The organism is Pectinatus haikarae (assembly GCF_050916305.1).
In the GTDB taxonomy this organism is placed as follows: Bacteria; Bacillota; Negativicutes; order Selenomonadales; family Selenomonadaceae; genus Pectinatus; species Pectinatus haikarae.
Window position 1 is genome coordinate 2,381,445 of sequence record NZ_CP116940.1, and the last position, 16,453, is coordinate 2,397,897.

The 16,453-nt window shown below is 36.4% G+C and carries 12 protein-coding genes, 1 pseudogene, 1 CRISPR repeat array and 1 riboswitch; of the genes and pseudogenes, 8 read left to right on the plus strand and 5 right to left on the minus strand.

The window, feature by feature from the left end:
• Window positions 1–8: 8 nt before the first annotated feature.
• Entirely contained in the window at window positions 9–755 is a 747-nt protein-coding gene (locus NXG61_RS11560; RefSeq protein WP_307225057.1) for a TIGR03915 family putative DNA repair protein, read from the minus strand.
• Window positions 756–759: 4 nt separating this feature from the next.
• Window positions 760–2,007 (minus strand): putative DNA modification/repair radical SAM protein, encoded by a 1,248-nt coding sequence (locus NXG61_RS11565; RefSeq protein ID WP_432748934.1) that lies wholly within the window; start codon window positions 2,005–2,007, stop codon window positions 760–762.
• Window positions 2,008–2,172: 165 nt separating this feature from the next.
• On the opposite strand from NXG61_RS11565, the gene NXG61_RS11570 reads away from it, so the two are divergent.
• The 5 genes from NXG61_RS11570 (at window position 2,173) to NXG61_RS11590 (ending at window position 7,995) form a co-directional block, all read left to right on the plus strand.
• On the plus strand, window positions 2,173–2,520 hold the full coding sequence (locus tag NXG61_RS11570; RefSeq protein ID WP_307225053.1) for a DsrE family protein: 348 nt from the start codon (window positions 2,173–2,175) through the stop codon (window positions 2,518–2,520).
• 75 nt (window positions 2,521–2,595) lie between these two features.
• A riboswitch (cobalamin riboswitch) is annotated at window positions 2,596–2,777 on the plus strand.
• 168 nt (window positions 2,778–2,945) lie between these two features.
• Entirely contained in the window at window positions 2,946–5,126 is a 2,181-nt protein-coding gene (locus NXG61_RS11575) for a TonB-dependent receptor (RefSeq protein ID WP_307225052.1), read from the plus strand.
• A gap of 186 nt (window positions 5,127–5,312) precedes the next feature.
• Window positions 5,313–6,170 (plus strand): ABC transporter substrate-binding protein, encoded by an 858-nt coding sequence (locus NXG61_RS11580; protein ID WP_432748935.1) that lies wholly within the window; start codon window positions 5,313–5,315, stop codon window positions 6,168–6,170.
• A 26-nt stretch (window positions 6,171–6,196) separates the two neighbouring features.
• On the plus strand, window positions 6,197–7,213 hold the full coding sequence (locus NXG61_RS11585) for a FecCD family ABC transporter permease (protein WP_370871691.1): 1,017 nt from the start codon (window positions 6,197–6,199) through the stop codon (window positions 7,211–7,213).
• Window positions 7,213–7,995: an ABC transporter ATP-binding protein gene (locus NXG61_RS11590; RefSeq protein ID WP_196604554.1), complete on the plus strand. Its 783-nt coding sequence runs from the start codon at window positions 7,213–7,215 to the stop codon at window positions 7,993–7,995. The genes NXG61_RS11585 and NXG61_RS11590 overlap by 1 nt, the downstream gene beginning before the upstream one ends.
• Window positions 7,996–8,118: 123 nt before the next feature.
• On the opposite strand, the gene NXG61_RS11595 is transcribed toward NXG61_RS11590, so the two are convergent.
• On the minus strand, window positions 8,119–8,772 hold the full coding sequence (locus NXG61_RS11595) for a TetR family transcriptional regulator (RefSeq protein WP_307225046.1): 654 nt from the start codon (window positions 8,770–8,772) through the stop codon (window positions 8,119–8,121).
• Between the two features lie 160 nt (window positions 8,773–8,932).
• Here NXG61_RS11595 and NXG61_RS11600 point away from each other — a divergent pair, with 160 nt between their 5' ends.
• From NXG61_RS11600 to cas13a, 3 genes are all read left to right on the plus strand, one after another.
• Window positions 8,933–10,414 carry an aldehyde dehydrogenase family protein gene (locus NXG61_RS11600; protein ID WP_307225044.1) on the plus strand — a complete coding sequence of 494 codons (1,482 nt, stop codon included), beginning with the start codon at window positions 8,933–8,935 and terminating at the stop codon, window positions 10,412–10,414.
• 154 nt (window positions 10,415–10,568) lie between these two features.
• The gene (locus NXG61_RS11605) at window positions 10,569–10,712 is read left to right on the plus strand and encodes a hypothetical protein (RefSeq protein ID WP_307225042.1); all 144 of its coding nucleotides are present in this window, start codon (window positions 10,569–10,571) and stop codon (window positions 10,710–10,712) included.
• Between the two features lie 363 nt (window positions 10,713–11,075).
• A CRISPR array of direct repeats spans window positions 11,076–11,702; the repeat unit is 32 nt; unit sequence CTTACAATCCCCATATACAGGGGAACTGAAAC.
• A gap of 347 nt (window positions 11,703–12,049) precedes the next feature.
• Window positions 12,050–15,730 carry a type VI-A CRISPR-associated RNA-guided ribonuclease Cas13a gene (cas13a, locus tag NXG61_RS11610; RefSeq protein WP_432748936.1) on the plus strand — a complete coding sequence of 1,227 codons (3,681 nt, stop codon included), beginning with the start codon at window positions 12,050–12,052 and terminating at the stop codon, window positions 15,728–15,730.
• Between the two features lie 100 nt (window positions 15,731–15,830).
• Here cas13a and NXG61_RS11615 read toward each other — a convergent pair.
• Together NXG61_RS11615 and NXG61_RS11620 are read right to left on the minus strand one after the other, a co-directional pair.
• Window positions 15,831–15,938 (minus strand): annotated as a pseudogene (locus NXG61_RS11615) (IS6 family transposase); the annotation flags it as partial.
• A gap of 72 nt (window positions 15,939–16,010) precedes the next feature.
• Window positions 16,011–16,298 (minus strand): hypothetical protein, encoded by a 288-nt coding sequence (locus NXG61_RS11620; protein WP_307225038.1) that lies wholly within the window; start codon window positions 16,296–16,298, stop codon window positions 16,011–16,013.
• Between the last annotated feature and the right edge of the window lie 155 nt (window positions 16,299–16,453).

Below are 16,453 nucleotides of genomic sequence, written 5' to 3' on the forward strand. Positions count from 1 at the left end.
GATGCCGATCAGCTGACTTTAGACATTTCCGTAAGATAGGGCCAGTATTTTTCCGGCATAAATGATCGCTGTAATTTAGGATTTCTTCTTTCCTCTATTGAAATATGTCTGTAGTATTGGCACCACATGCTGCGAAATTTCTTTTCAGTCGGACTGTATTTAATATTTTTTTCCTGTTCCGTGACATTGGCTGTGAGTATGCGCTCTTTATCATAATATACCACAATATGTCTGCCGAGATCGTGGACCGCCCACTCCTCCTCCGCCATACGTTTGGCAAAATGACCTGCTATGAGAGGTGCAATATTATGATCAGGGCGTATTTCCGCATAGAGAATTTTTTCTTCTAGTTCACTGAATCTCAGCAAACCAAGCATACGGTGGCACTCATTACTCGTCTTCAGAGACCAGCTTTCCACTTGTCCTATCCATGGATCTGCTTTTCCTTTTGCCAATGTGTCCGGATCGCGAAAAGCTGCACATATAAAATAGAAAAGCAGCATTTCCCGTTCCGGCTGCTCAGCCATAAAGGCATAGTAAAGAGTGTGTGCCGTCTGGGCTCCGCATTTACGGTAAAGCCCGGTTAAAACCTTATCTGCTTTATCCAAATTTGCAGAAATTATTTTTTCTTCGTCAAAAAGATTTGTACCTGCACTTATATTTTCTATTCCCTCTACGTGGCTTGTACCATCATGATATGCTTCATAGATAACAGATAAGAAACCTGTAAAAGATCCATCATATTGGTAATACATGTTTTCATGCCTGCCCTTCAAATAGACTCATCTGCCGGAACATCTTTTGATATTTTGAAGAAATCAGCGACTTTTTTATGCGGTCAGGATTATCCAATCCCAAACCATAATAGTGTCCTCCGCAGGTAATGAAATGTCTGGCTCGTTTTAAAACAACGCCTGTGCGGCAAAGGCTGTCATAAGACAATGGAATAAAACGACGTGTTCTAATTATTCGTCTGGCAGATTGGATCCCTATTCCCGGTACGCGTAAAAGCATTTCATATTCTGCTTTGTTTATTTCTATAGGAAAAACACGCCAATTTTGCAGCGCCCAATTTGTTTTCGGGTCCACTTCCAAATCAAAATCAGGGTGTTGTTCAGGTAAAATCTCATCGGCAGAAAAATGATAATACCGAAGGAGCCAGTCCGCCTGATAAAGGCGATTTTCTCTTAAAAGAGGCGGCTGTTTTATTGCAGGGAGATTTTTTCCCGTCATCACCGGTACATACGCAGAATAATAAACACGCTTCAATGCCACTTTTTGGTAAAGAGCTTCGCTTAGTTTTAAAATATGCCTATCATGTTCCTTACTCGCACCCACGATCATTTGTGTCGTTTGCCCTGCAGGAATAAAGGGCTGCATATATTTTACCAGACGTTTTTCTTCACGGCGTTCGGTAAATTGTTCATGAATGAACTTCATAGGCGTTAGGATAGCTGTTCGTGTTTTCTGCGGCGCAAGAAGCTGCAGCGACTGTTCAGACGGCAGCTCCATATTTACGCTGAGACGGTCCACATAACGTCCAAGTTCTTTCAGCAGAACAGTATCCGTGCCGGGAATTCCTTTCATGTGTATATAACCGTTGAAATTTTCACGTATACGCAATAATTTTGCTATTTTTATCAAAAGCTCCGTAGTGTGATCAGGCGAACCAATTATTCCCGAACTTAAAAAAAGCCCTTCTATATAATTTCTCCGATAAAATTGAATGGTAAGTGCAACAAGCTCTTCCGGGGTTAAAAAAACTCTTTTTATATCATTGCTGCGCCGATTCGCACAGTATTCACAATCATATATACAATTGTTCGTCATAAGAATTTTCAGCAGGGAAATGCAACGTCCGTCTGCCGACCAGCTATGGCAGATTCCGCTGCGAGCGCCATTACCGATACCGCCCGGTTTATTTTCCCTGCCGGAGCCGCTTGATGAACATGATACATCATATTTGGCCGCATCGGCCAGAACACCTAATTTACTCATCAAATCCATACACATCACCATATAAATAAATTTTATCGACAAAAATTATTAAGTAACCGCAGCTTTTCTTACTCTTGTCAGTAATAAAGTATATCATTTCGGTTCATAATTGTAAATATTATAGTTCGATTTACTGAACGAAAATATTATCAAATAAAAAAGGAAGTATAAATTATGCGCATATTGAAAGCAGCATTTCATATTGATGAAATAAATAAATGGCAGATGCTCTGTAATAATATTCGTAATCTCATAGGTGATATAAATACTCATAACTATGAAATCAAAGTTGTAGTGAACGGAGATGCTGTCAACATATTCAGCCAAAAGGACAGCAGCGATCTATTGCACGAGCTGGAAAAACTCGTTCATGAAAAAGTCGAATTTCTTCTTTGCCGCAATGCTCTGCATGGCAATAATATCAATGAATCCGCTCTGCCTCAAAGTGTAAAAGTAATTCCCGCCGGTGTAACAAAATTAGTGGAATTGCAAGTTAATGGATATGCTTACATAAAGCCATAAAAAATATTTATGTAATTATAATCAAATTATTGACAATACCAGCTTTATATGCAATACTATTGTTTATTATAATGTAATTTAATAATTGAGACAGGTGCTTTAGCTGAAAAGAGAAGTCCGGTATAAGCCGGCGCGGTCCCGCCACTGTAAGGGGAGTTACTCACAATTTATGTCACTGGATATAAAAATTATATCTGGGAAGGCGTGAGCTGACTATGAACCTGAGCCAGGAGAACTGCCTGTCTGACAATCACCGTTTTTTTACCTACGAATGATAGGGAGGCGATTTGCAAATTTTTTTTGCGATCTGCCTCCTTTTCTTTTTGAAAAGGAGGTTTTTGTTATGTATGAATTATTGTAGCGGCAGCGGAAGCATATAAGGTTTTGAACAGAAAAATCTAAGATAAAAAGGAGCATCAATATTCATGAAGAAAAAAATTAAAATTATATCCGCTGTTTTCGCATATACTTTCATGCAGAGTATCAATTGTACGGCGTCCTATGCGGCTGATGATCCGAACAATACATATACACTGGAGGATAAAGATATTTATGCTGAAAGAGATAAAACAATCGTAAATCCTTATATAACCGGGGGCGATTTTAATATCATCAGCAGGCAGGATATAGAAAATCATCATTACAGCAGTATACAGGATGCATTGAAGACTATCCCGGGAATACAGATATCAACTCCTGGTTATAGAGGCGGAGAATACGGGTACAGCAGTTATAATACGGAATTGAGCATAAACGGTGAAAACAGTATAGTAATACTCGTTGACGGGCGGCGTATGGATAATGACGCCAATTCCTACGGCGGTAACAAATCACGTGTCAATCTCAGCACATTGCCCGGAATGGATAATGTGGAGCAGATAGATATCATAAAGGGAGCCGGTGCTGCCATGTACGGATCTGATGCAGCAGGCGGCGTAATAAATATCATTACGCGCAGGGGAACGATAAAACCCAAAACGACTATCAATATCGCAACAGGTTCATGGCAGAGACACAACTATGCTTTGACACACACCGGTGCTTCAAGTGACGGCAGTTTAAAATATGCATTGTCGCTGAGCAGACAATTAAGCGGTAACGCAAAATATAAAGATTCGTTCACGGGCAGTACAAAATCATTCGAAAACACGGGCTATCGTGAAGAAAACGCGTCATTCAACATTACAAAAGATTTTGATAAAAAACACAGCCTGACTGTTACATATGATCATTCCTATGAAAAAGCGTATTATCCGATAACTGCACCTGATTTTCGTTACATAGAGTCATTTTATAACGGTACCATGGCATCAATAAACCCCGTAACCCACAGATATATAGGGTTGAACAGTTCTGCCAACGGCTATCGGAATATTTTTCTATATGATGCATGGCTCGGATCATATGATGAAACCCAGACAAATAATGCGGATTTAAAATATGTTTTTGATAAAACAGATGAAAATGCGGAAAGCTTTATACGTGTTTATAAAAATTATACCCGCTATAATATGAAAGATTTTTCTGATATATGGAATGTTCCTTATCCATATCTGGACGAATTTTGGAATACTGCCAGAAATTCCCTGAACGGGCATACTGATATTGAAAAGGCTGCGGGTACGGCAGTACAGTTCTCAAAACACGTAAAAAATCATAGTATGACCACAGGATTCAATTATCGCAAGAGCAGTTACGAAGGCTGGGACAATGATGACAGCTATGCATCGGTCCGCCGGTCATATAGTCTGTATTTGCAGGATAAAATCAAACTGGGCAATAAATTTACAATAACACCCGGAGTAAATTATTCATATTACAGCAGCGGCCATTATAACGATACCGATTTTGGCTCAACGGGAAAAACGACATTTTCCATTTATAGCAATTATGATTTCGACACAAAGACCAATATATATTTTTCAGCCAGCCAAATATTCAGACCTGTTACCGGGCTTGATTTTTCCAGGGCTTTCAGCAACGATCCGTTAAAAGATGAAAAAGGATATAATTATAATTTAGGGGTAGACAGAAAAATAACCAGTAAAGATCAAATTGGCATAAACTACGCTAATACATATATGGATAATGCCCTCGGGCGCTACAGCATTCTAAATACAGCGAAAGAAAAATGGGAAACAAAAGCTGTCAACGCAGAAAGGAAAAAACAGGCATTGAATATTTCCTATACACATGCATTCAGTGATATATGGAAACTGTCATCTTCTTACAGCTGGGTAAATGAAAATTTTCATGCAAAAAATGTTTTCCTTAATCCTGACGGCAGTACTCCCGACAGTCTTATAAATGCCTACCGGCCTCGTAATATTTATAGGACAAGTCTGACCTATGAGAAGAAAAATTGGTTTGGTGATCTAGCTTATACGATTTATTCCGGTAATGACACACAATATTTTACAGACAGCAGATTCGGCGTACTGGATCTTGCATTAAATTACAAATTAAATGAATCGGCACAAATATATCTCAACATCAACAATATAACGAATGAGGCATATCAGACACGGGCTCTGTCCGGGTATGATGCCGGAGCGCTGCCCGAAAGCGGACGCAGTTTCATGCTGGGAGTAAAATATACTTTCTGAGTTTAAAAATATATTTGTTAATGAAGAATATTTCAGGATGGGGGAATAAAAATAAAATATGCCGCCATAGGAATACTGCTGTTTTTTATCTTTCTGGAAATAATAAAGCCGCCACCCGCGCAGTATCAGGATAATGTTGTATCCCCATTTTCTGCAGTAGATAATTATGATACGGAAATGCGGACGATGCAGCTGATCTTTGAACATCCGCCGCGGCGGGTGATCACTTTTTGGCAGAATTCAACGGAAACTTTACTGGCACTGGGATTGCAGGATCGGATCGTTGCCGCTGTCGGTATTCCTTACCGCGGCTGCATAAAAGAAGAATATCAACAGGCATATGACAGTATTCCAATAAAACAAATGCAGATATTGGATAAAGAAAATATATTGATGCTCAGACCGGATTTTATACTGGGCTGGGGTTCTACCTTTAGACCTGAATATATTGGAACAACCGAGTTCTGGCGCAGCAGAGAAATAAATACTTATATTGCATCTTCGACTACGCGCAACGCAAAAGCCAAAACCATTGAAGATGAATATAAATATATAATGGATATGGGCACTATTTTCGGCCGCAGAAAAAGAGCATCTGCTCTGGTAAAGCAGATGGAAAGAGAGCTGGCTTTTGTTGAAAACCGCACAGCGGGGCATAAAAAGCCACGGACCATCATTATGGAAAAACAGAAAGATATATTGAGATTATATGGCAGGAATACTCTGGCCGGAGATATATTGACAAAAGTGAACGGCGATATTATTGATATAGGCGCTACTATAAGCTATGAACAGCTCATTGCTGAAAATCCGGAAGTCATATTTCTGATTGTGAGTGAAAATGATTACCGCAATGCCTCTGTCATTACACAGCAAATTTATGAAAATCCAGCTTTGCAGGATATTATTGCTGTACGGGAGCACCGAATATATACGCTGCCGTTATTCATGGTATACAGCAGCGCGGTACGCACTTATGACGGGATACGCGAAATGGCACAGGACCTTTATCCTGAATTGTATGAAGAGGTGCCGCAAAATTGAAAAAGTTAAACAGTTATTCCTGGGTAATGATTTTCACAGGTATTCTGCTTGCAGAAATTTTTTTTGCCTTGGGTATGGGATCTGTAAAATTATCTGGTAACGAAATTTATGAAACTTTATTTCAGGGTATACAAAGTAATATGCCTGTTACTGCTCCCCGTCAGGGACCCGTACACGATATTGTCTGGCTGCTTCGCTTCCCGCGGCTGCTACTGGCCGCGGCCACCGGTGCAGGTCTTGCTGTATGCGGGACAGTGATACAGGCAGTGGTAAAAAACCCTTTAGCCGATCCATATATTCTAGGTATTTCCTCCGGGGCCTCTCTAGGAGCGGTATTATCGATTTTTCTTGGTGCAGGAATATTCTTTGGCCCGGATTTTATAGGCATATGCTCATTTGCAGGAGCTTTTTCCATATCCTTATTGGTGCTTATCATTTCTCAGATGGACGGTAAACCGGACACGACAAAGCTTCTTCTCACGGGCATGGCCGTAAATATGGCTTGTTCCTCAATATCCAGTTTTATAGTATATTTTGCCAATGACAAAGATGGTATCCAAACAATACTATTCTGGCTGATGGGCAGTTTTGCCGGTGCTCAATGGAGTACTCTGCAGATCATTATTCCTGTGGTATGTTTCGGTATAATATTTTTTTGGACTCAAAATCGCACTTTAGATATAATGCTGCTTGGTGATTATACGGCTGTCACTCTGGGAACAGATCTGAGTAAATACCGGCATGTATATCTTCTGATGAGTGCATTTATCGTCGGTTTCCTTGTATACTCGGCAGGTATGATAGGCTTTGTCGGTCTGATAATACCGCATATTGTACGAATTTTTACCGGAACAGGGCATAGATATTTACTGCCTTTGGCAGCATTGCTGGGAGCAGTGTTGCTGGTTGCAGCCGATGTTATCAGCAGAATTTTGATAACCGGTACAGATATTCCCGTCGGGATCATAGTATCTCTCCTCGGAGCGCCGGGATTTGTTTTTCTTACAGCAAAAAAATCATATTCTTTTGGAGGAAAAAATTGATGGATATATCAGTAAAAAATATTTCGTTTTCTATAAAAAATACTGTTATACTGTCAGACATTTCTGCGTCGATAGCCTCAATGGAATGTGTCGGCATCGTGGGCCCAAACGGAAGCGGCAAATCCACACTTTTAAAATGTATATACAGAGTTTTGCAGCCTGATGCCGGAGAAATATTTTTCGACGGCAGCAACATAAAAAATATGACTCTCAAGGAATCCGCACGTGCTGTCAGTGTTATGGCTCAGGATAATAGTTATGCTTTTGATTTTCTTGTGGAAGATATCGTCCTGCTGGGAAGAACGCCATACAAAAAAATGCTCCAATTTGATAATGAAGCTGACTATAAAATCGTCAAAAATGCTCTGAAAACCGTCGGATTGGCAGGCTTTGAAAAAAGAAATTTTTCTGCTATCTCAGGGGGTGAAAAACAGCGGGTTATCCTGGCAAGAGCCCTGGCTCAGAATACTTCCTGTCTGATAATGGATGAACCGACAAATCATTTAGATATAAAATACCAAATGCAAACTATGGAGATCGTAAAAAAACACAAATTCACCAGTATCATAGCCATACATGATCTCAATATCGCGGCTCTGTACTGTGATAGAATAATCGCATTAAAAGATGGGCAAATAGTTGGCAATGATGTTCCGGAAAAATTGCTGACGCCAGAGTTCATTTATTATCTATATGAAGTACTGTCCGAAGTTCACATGAATAAAAAAACAGGAAAAGTCAACATCATCTATATGCCCTCAGATTCAAATATTTGCAAATAATTTATACTAAAAAAATTATTTCTTATTTATACTCTTGCATGATAAAAACACAGCCAAAATAAAAGATGCCATGACTGGAATATGAATTTCAGTTATGGCATCTTTATCGATTATTCATTCTTATCAGCAGTTATCATTTTCTATCAATCCGGCAGCCAGCAAACTCATCCCATGGAAACACAGGCGTTCGAAGCTTATCGTATTAAATATAACATGAGCTTCTTTCATAGCTGTTTTTTGTTTTCTGCTCATATGCGTAAATGGGTATATCCCAAAGACATATATAAAAAATTCTGAACGAAAAGCTTTTTTGGTACGCATAGGTGTCGAAGGAAAAAATTTATCGATGCCCTGATAGAAAATTTTAAATATAACAGCCGCATTTTTCTTAAACTCTATTAATTTCTCGATGCGGCAATTATTTTCTATAGCAGTGAGATGGATAGACAAAAGACGCAGCATTTTTTCACGTTTTACTAAAGACCCTGTAAGAAACTGACAAAAATCATTTTTTGTCATTGACTCGGTATTTTCGAACTTCGTTTTTACCTCATCATACCAATCCATATATTCCTGCTGCATGAGATCCAAGAAAATTTCTTCTTTTGTTTTGTAATAATTATAAATGGATGAGCGGGTAAATGATGTTAATTCAGAAATAGCTTTGATACTAACACTGTCAAAATTTGATTTGCCATAAAGTGCATCGCAGGCATCTATTATTTCTTTTTGACGATGTGTGATTTGTTCCTCCGTACGTGCTCTTTGAAAATCCATACTTTTCTCCTATTCCTATTATTTACTATTATACCGCAGCCTGCAGTATATTTCTAACTTAAATTTCCTTTTATAGTTGACACCGCGTCAACTATTTGCTATATTTTAATTATTGACACTGTGTCAGCAATTTGTCAATCAAGTTTAAGGAGGAAATATAATGGATAAAATTGTCGATAAGAGCTATAGTTTATGGATTGACGGGAAGTGGACTCCTGCCAGGGATAATAAAACATACGAAACTATATCACCTGCCACCGGTGAAGTTTTAGCCGCTTGTGCAGAGGCCTCAAAAGAAGATGTTGACAAGGCTGTAAAAGCCGCATGGAAAGCTTTTCCCGAATGGAAAAAAACAAGTCCGGCGCAGCGTTCCGCTATTTTGCTGAAAATTGCTGATCTGATAGATGCAAATAAAGAAAAGCTGGCTTTGACAGAAAGCATGGACAACGGTAAACCTGTCCGTGAAACTCTCAACATTGATATTCCCGCAGCCAGCGATCATTTTCGCTATTTTGCAGGCGTACTCAGAGCAGAAGAAGGAACTGCGACATTTTTGGACAACGATACATTAAGCATCGTTACGGAAGAACCTGTCGGTGTAGTGGCGCAGATAGTGCCTTGGAATTTTCCTTTTCTGATGGCTGCATGGAAATTAGCACCTGCTTTGGCGGCGGGAAATTGTATAGTTTTCAAACCATCCAGCGAAACCTCGCTTAGTGTTCTGGAGCTTGCGAAAATTATTTCTGCCGAAAATATTTTACCAGCGGGTGTTTTAAATATTTTAACAGGAAAAGGATCAACTACCGGCAATTATATAATTCAACATCCTGATATCAAAAAACTTGCCTTTACGGGATCTACGGAAGTTGGTTATGACGTAGCTAAAGCAGCTGCCGACAAGCTTATTCCTGCTACGCTTGAACTTGGCGGAAAATCAGCTAATATTTTCTTTGATGACATGCCGTGGGATAAAGCTGTAGACGGTGTATGCCTGGGCATTTTATTTAATCAAGGACAGGTTTGCTGCGCAGGATCACGAGTATTTGTGCAGGATACTGTATATGATAAATTCGTTGCGGCGGTCAAGGAAAAATTTGAGGCTGTAAAAATAGGTCTTCCCTGGGAAAAAGATACCATGCTCGGCAGTCAAATAAGTCAGCGACAATTGAAAAAGATCCTTTCATATATTGATATAGCTAAAGATGAAGGTGCCAGTATCGTCACCGGCGGCAAAAAAGTCAGTCTCCCGGGACTTGAAAACGGAGCTTATATGCAGCCTACAATACTTGGCAATGTCACCAATGATATGCGTGTTGCCCGTGAGGAAATCTTCGGACCTGTGGTATGCTTCATAAAATTCCATACAGAAGATGAAGTCATACGTCTGGCAAATGCAAATGAATATGGATTGGGCGGAGCCGTATGGACGAAAGATATCAATAAAGCTTTCCGTGTGGCGCGGGCAGTTGAAACCGGAAGGATGTGGGTCAATGATTACAATAACTTACCGGCTCATGCGCCTTTTGGCGGATATAAAAAATCCGGTATTGGCAGAGAAACACATAAAATGATTTTAAAAAATTACACCCAGGTGAAAAATATCTTTATAAGTATGAAAGAAACACCATCCGGACTGTATTAAGATACATTAAAAAAGCTGACAATCGGATTAAATCCTCAAACTGACTAATATAAAATCAGTTTGAGGGTTTTATTTTATGAGCAGGAAAAATGAAAGTTTACATAAAAGCAGCAATCCTTAAAACGCTGTTAAAAATATCATGAAGAATATGTGGATGTCTGTTTTATTGGAAGGTGCTTTTGACGGTGAATTGGATAAATTTTTTGTCTATGTAAATATGACTATAAAAACAAAGCAACCGGCAAATTCGGAAATTTTATGTTTACAGAATTGCAGTTGGCTTGATATAATCGAATAGATACTGCACAAGGGGAAAAGCCTTAGCATACTACTATTAGGGCGATTGAGACTCAAAATCTGATGTTTTTGAAATGTATTGAAAAATTGTTGACTTTTTTATATAATAGTATTAATGAGTGCGAATGATAAGTATATAAAAAGCAGTTTTGTTAAAATTATTTAGATAAAGGCGTTTTTCCGGTAATTTAAAGAATAAATGAGATACTTACTGTCAACAAATCTGTTTAGGGTTTCGCACTGTAGTAATAACGGGATAATTGTCTTAAATATATAAATTCAAGGATACCTCAGTATAGTTTTATGCTGATTCGCAAATTATACTCGGTAAACCTGCATTGCAAAGGAACTTTTTTGCGGTGCTCTTACAATCCCCATATACAGGGGAACTGAAACGCATTTTCTATCTCCTCTTTCTTAGAGCAATTAACTTACAATCCCCATATACAGGGGAACTGAAACATATGCAGCATTATTTTGAGCTTTTTGATCTGCACTTACAATCCCCATATACAGGGGAACTGAAACTCTGGATGAATATCCCTTCATGATCTTTCCTCCCCTTACAATCCCCATATACAGGGGAACTGAAACATCTTTTTCGTTGAATGTGGATATTTTGTATCCACTTACAATCCCCATATACAGGGGAACTGAAACCTGCTTTGCCGCATGTTTTTTTATTGTATCGGTACTTACAATCCCCATATACAGGGGAACTGAAACTGACTTTATACCACCCATCATCCATCAGCAGTTTACTTACAATCCCCATATACAGGGGAACTGAAACGGTGTATCTATTTTTTGCTGCTGTTTGTGATGTGCTTACAATCCCCACATACAGGGGAACTGAAACTAATGGATCACTCATATAGATTGTTTTTTTCATACTTACAATCCCCACATACAGGGGAACTGAAACACTTTCACTTCTTAAAAGTGCAACTTGCCTTTTTCTTACAATCCCCACATACAGGGGAACTGTAATTGCGCTCATAAAAGAATAGGGTACTGGGCTTGCTACTTACAATCCATGCTCTTCTGAGGGCGGACGAAGAGGAGTGTGTGTTGGGCAATTATTATCGGAAAAGATTTTAGATATTGTTTGTGAATATGTTTAACGGAATATTTTGCAAATGTCATAAAATAGTTAATAGTAATGCATTTTTTATTGATAATTTTAAAAAAAGTATAAAGAAAACCAGCTCCGGCATCACTTTGCCGGAGCTGGTTTTCTCTACAATAAAAACAAATATAATGCAGGTAAATGATAAATATAATCGAAGAATTAATAATAACTTAATGAATTATGCGGAAAAGGGTGTGTGTCTGCTAATGAAACTAACAAGAACTAAGAATTCTAGTAATGCAGTTTTTTATCGTGATACTCAAAAAGGAGGTTTATATATTAGCAATAATTTTGCTGAGGATAAAACTGAAAACATAATAAAAAAATTACCATTTGAAGCATCACTTACGACACGCATTCTATCTAACCCAAATAAAAGAAAATCGTATGATCAATCAAAGAATAATACTACAAAATTTGATCTTTCTAATTTTATTAATAAATTAATAAAATTAGGGAATGTATCACTCCCAGCTATAAAAGGCAATACCTTCGATCCATCAAAATATCTTTCCCTCTATGGATGCAATTTGACCATAGAAAAAGATGGTGAAACACTAGGAAATTTATTAAAAAGGCACTACGAAAAAAATGAGGATATAACAGAAGACTTAAAAATATGGCATTGTGCGCTGCAAGAAAGAATTGCATATAAACAAAAAAAGTTGAAAGAATCTATTAAAAATAATAATATACCTTTTACTGCTGAAACTGATAATAAGGGAGCCTTAGAGAGATCTAGAACCCAATGGTTATATTCTTTTTTAGGTAAAACCACTACTTTTGAAGCAAATTTTAATTTTTATGAACAAGAATATAAGTATAAAGAACTTTATAAAAATTTAAATAAAATGCTGGAAAGCTATCCAAAAACAGATCATCCATCTGCAAAAGAATTACAAAAGTTGGGAAACCAAATATACATAGAAGTAAAAAAATATAATAAACATTTGTATGAACAATATGTTCCAAAAGAAAACATACCTTCACAATATTTTGCTTTTTACTTAAATGAAGTGCAAAATTATTTTCGGCATTATTTTGCCAGTGGTAATACAAAAAGATATTTGAATAAAATAGAAAAAACAAAACATCTAATAGGCAAAAACGAAAATAATATAAGGGAATCTTACCTTTATAAATGTGTTAAGTCCCATATAATAAATAAGATAAATGCTTTATTAATTCAAAGTGGTAAATTATCATATTATGATTTTAATAAGGACAAAATTCCTACATCTACTGATTTATCTACTATACAAGTGGAAGAATCATTCAAAAAACAATTATTTTTATCTATTGCCTGGGCAGTAACCAGACTTAATTATTTTTTTGATTATGGCAGTAATAATTCTGCCCTATTAGGAGAAAGCCATACACAAAACGGTATATCAATAAAAGGTGATATTCTTTCAGAATTTGAATCATATCCCACTTTATTAAAAAATGCATATAATGGCGATCATACCAATTATAAAATATCTTCTTATATAGGCAGTTTTTTGGCTGAGTTGAAGAAAAATAGTAATAAATTAAGTTTTCAAGAAAAAATATGTACTACTTTTCCTATAAAAATAGAAAAAATTAACCAAGATGAAGCTATATGTAAATTACTGGATATTCTTGATGCAACCAAGGAAAGTATTAGTTACTTACGTAATAATATTTTTCATCCGCAAAAAGAATATTTATATAGATTATTTGAACCTTTTGAGGCCAAACCAATGAAAAATATTGGTCATTTCAGTGAAATAAAAGAACTGTTTAAAAAGAATATTGATAATATAAACAACTGTTTTAAAGAACGATTATCCAGCTCTTCAATACCTAATGTATATGATTTTGATATATTAAAAAATATTTTCAATGATTGTAATTTATGTTTTAGTATTTATAGTCCTGAATATACAGCTATCCCTTCATTTCGCAAAGTATATAAAAGAGGAGCAAATATATGTAGTTCTGCTAATAACCGAGGCCTTACGTGGTTTATTGATAAACCTGGTGTTACTGGTATTACACTACAAAAATGGCAAGCATATAAAAATCTCATTCAATTGATCTATGAATATAGTTTCCTGCCAGCAATACAATCTCAAGAATCACTGGTTACTGATTTTATAGGAAAAACCAAAACCATAAGTAGAGAAACATCAAAAAAAATTTCCAAAAACAAAGAATGTTACCGTTATAATAATATGCCCGAATATAATGGTGGAAATCTAAGTGATTATATGTCTGAATTACAAAGAATTCAATCATTACAGGCAAGTGACCAACACGATATTTCAGATAAAAAAGATGATAGGGCTGATAAAAATTATTATGTGAATTTTATCCAGGATATTTTTGTTCATGCCTTTAATAATTATTTAGAAACTAAACTATCCATTATAAAAAACACCTTGCAATCAGTAATTAAAAATGAAAAAATTTTATATAATAAAGAAACCGTTGATACTAGTTTAAATAAATTATTTGAGAGGAATAATCTCATTGCCAAAAATACTAATGGTTTATCCGAAAATGACGATTTTTGTTTGTTATTTTACCCATTTTTAAGGATGTTAGAAAAACGTGAACTGGCAACACTGCAGCAGCAAATAGTTCGTTATCGTTCTTCATTGAAAATGCGTAATAATGAGAATGCCTATGAATCTAATTGTTCTAAAAAATTGGAACAATTAATCGCCATTATTATTTTTACATTTCCTGATCATATAGATGAAAACGATATTTATCATGACATGGTAAAACAACAATTTAAAAATTTTATTGGAATTGATATTAACAATTATAATGGCTTATACTATCAAAATGATAGAGAAACTGCCATTAAGCAAAAAAGTATGCTGGCGCTGATGCGTACAGGAGCATTGCCACTTTATGCCGATATGTTTAATTCAACATACAAAATCACTAAAGATGATTATGATAATTATAAAAAAATTTGCCAATTAGGTGCAGAAAATGCAATTGCAGAAAAAAGCCCAATTGAAGCAAGACAGGATAGATTAGCAGCACTTCATGAAAAATTATGTAAAAAACCTCTAATTGATAAAAACGATAAAGAATTAAACGAATATAAAAACTGCCTTGAATTTGTTAAAAAATACACTGATTTAAGACGTAAAATTACTTTTGATATGTTATATGAACTGCATATTATTCATGTCGATATATTAGGGCGGTTGGCAGGCTTTGCAGCAGATTGGGAAAGAGATATGCATTATTTACTGTTAGGACTATATAAGTTGGGAGAGCAGCCGAATATGGAACAATTATTATCTTTGGGAAATGCTGATGACATAGAAAAAGAAATAAATAATATTTTTAAATACGATCCTGATAATAAAGACACAGTAGTACAAAAATTTACAAGTTACTTGAAGGCTAATAAAGAAATATTGAAAAAATTGTTATTATATAATTGTGATGGTAATTTATGCGACATTGTAAAGGTACGAAACAGCATTGCTCATCTTAATCATATGACACAATATGCATTCAAAAATAAGCCTCACACTCACTATCAAAAAAATATCATTGATCTTATAAATAGATTAAGCAAGTTACTCAATTATGATATAAAACGTAAAAATTCAATAACCAGAATTATGATGGAACTTTTGCAAAAATATCATGTTAATCTTAGTTTATATAAGAAAAATAATGATGAATATGTACTATATACAAAAAAAAGTTACCGGGGAAATAAACGACCTTCTGTTAGCAGTACCGATGTAATATATTTAAAGAATACTAAATTCGATAAAAATCCTCGTTCTAAAAAGGGTATCTCTATCAAGGCTAAAGATGACATTTTTATTGATTGTATTGAAAAATTATTAACATTTTCATATAGTGACAGTCAAAATAATAGTTAGTGCTGAAATAATTGTGTAAACCTCCAAAGGGTAGGTAAAATAAAACTAATATTGGAGAAAGTAAACATGAAAGATTAACAAACAGAACCAGCCAATTACTTCAAGCAACGAACAAAAGCTTGTGCTTACTTCTGGCAGAAAGGTTGAGCCCTGCAACTTGTGCCGGAGTCAAACTGTTAAGAGCGCAATGAAGGCGGACAAAATTGTAAACTACGAATCCAAGCTTTTCAGCCAGTTCCGGGCGCACTGCCAATTTCGCGTGCGCTGCTATAACCCGGCATCAGGCTATAAAAAAAGGAATATCGAGAGAAATGATGGCTGCTATGCCCGCGCCAATCTCTTTGTTCCCGTACCAAAGTTCAACGACCGGGAAAAATATAATCGGCTTCTGTGTGCACATAAGATAAAAACTGCCGAACCCCATTACTAAAAAGGCGAGAGAACCCATATACTGTTTGCTGCTGATAAAGCCGCATTGCAGCCCTTGCCGGCAGACCCTTTCAATATTTTTCTTTATGAATAGCTGAAAGCGGATGGTTATGGCAAGATTTGCCTTGACGGGAAGCATTATTATTCCACCAGGATTGGTGAGTTTTTTAAAGAAGAAGGCACGCCCAAACAGGCAGAAATTCTCTTGTTGCAGGTACTTTCGTGCGGTTTTTTCATCTATTTCGAGTTCTCGGGCGATTTATTAATAAAAACGTTGATTTATGCAAAATAACA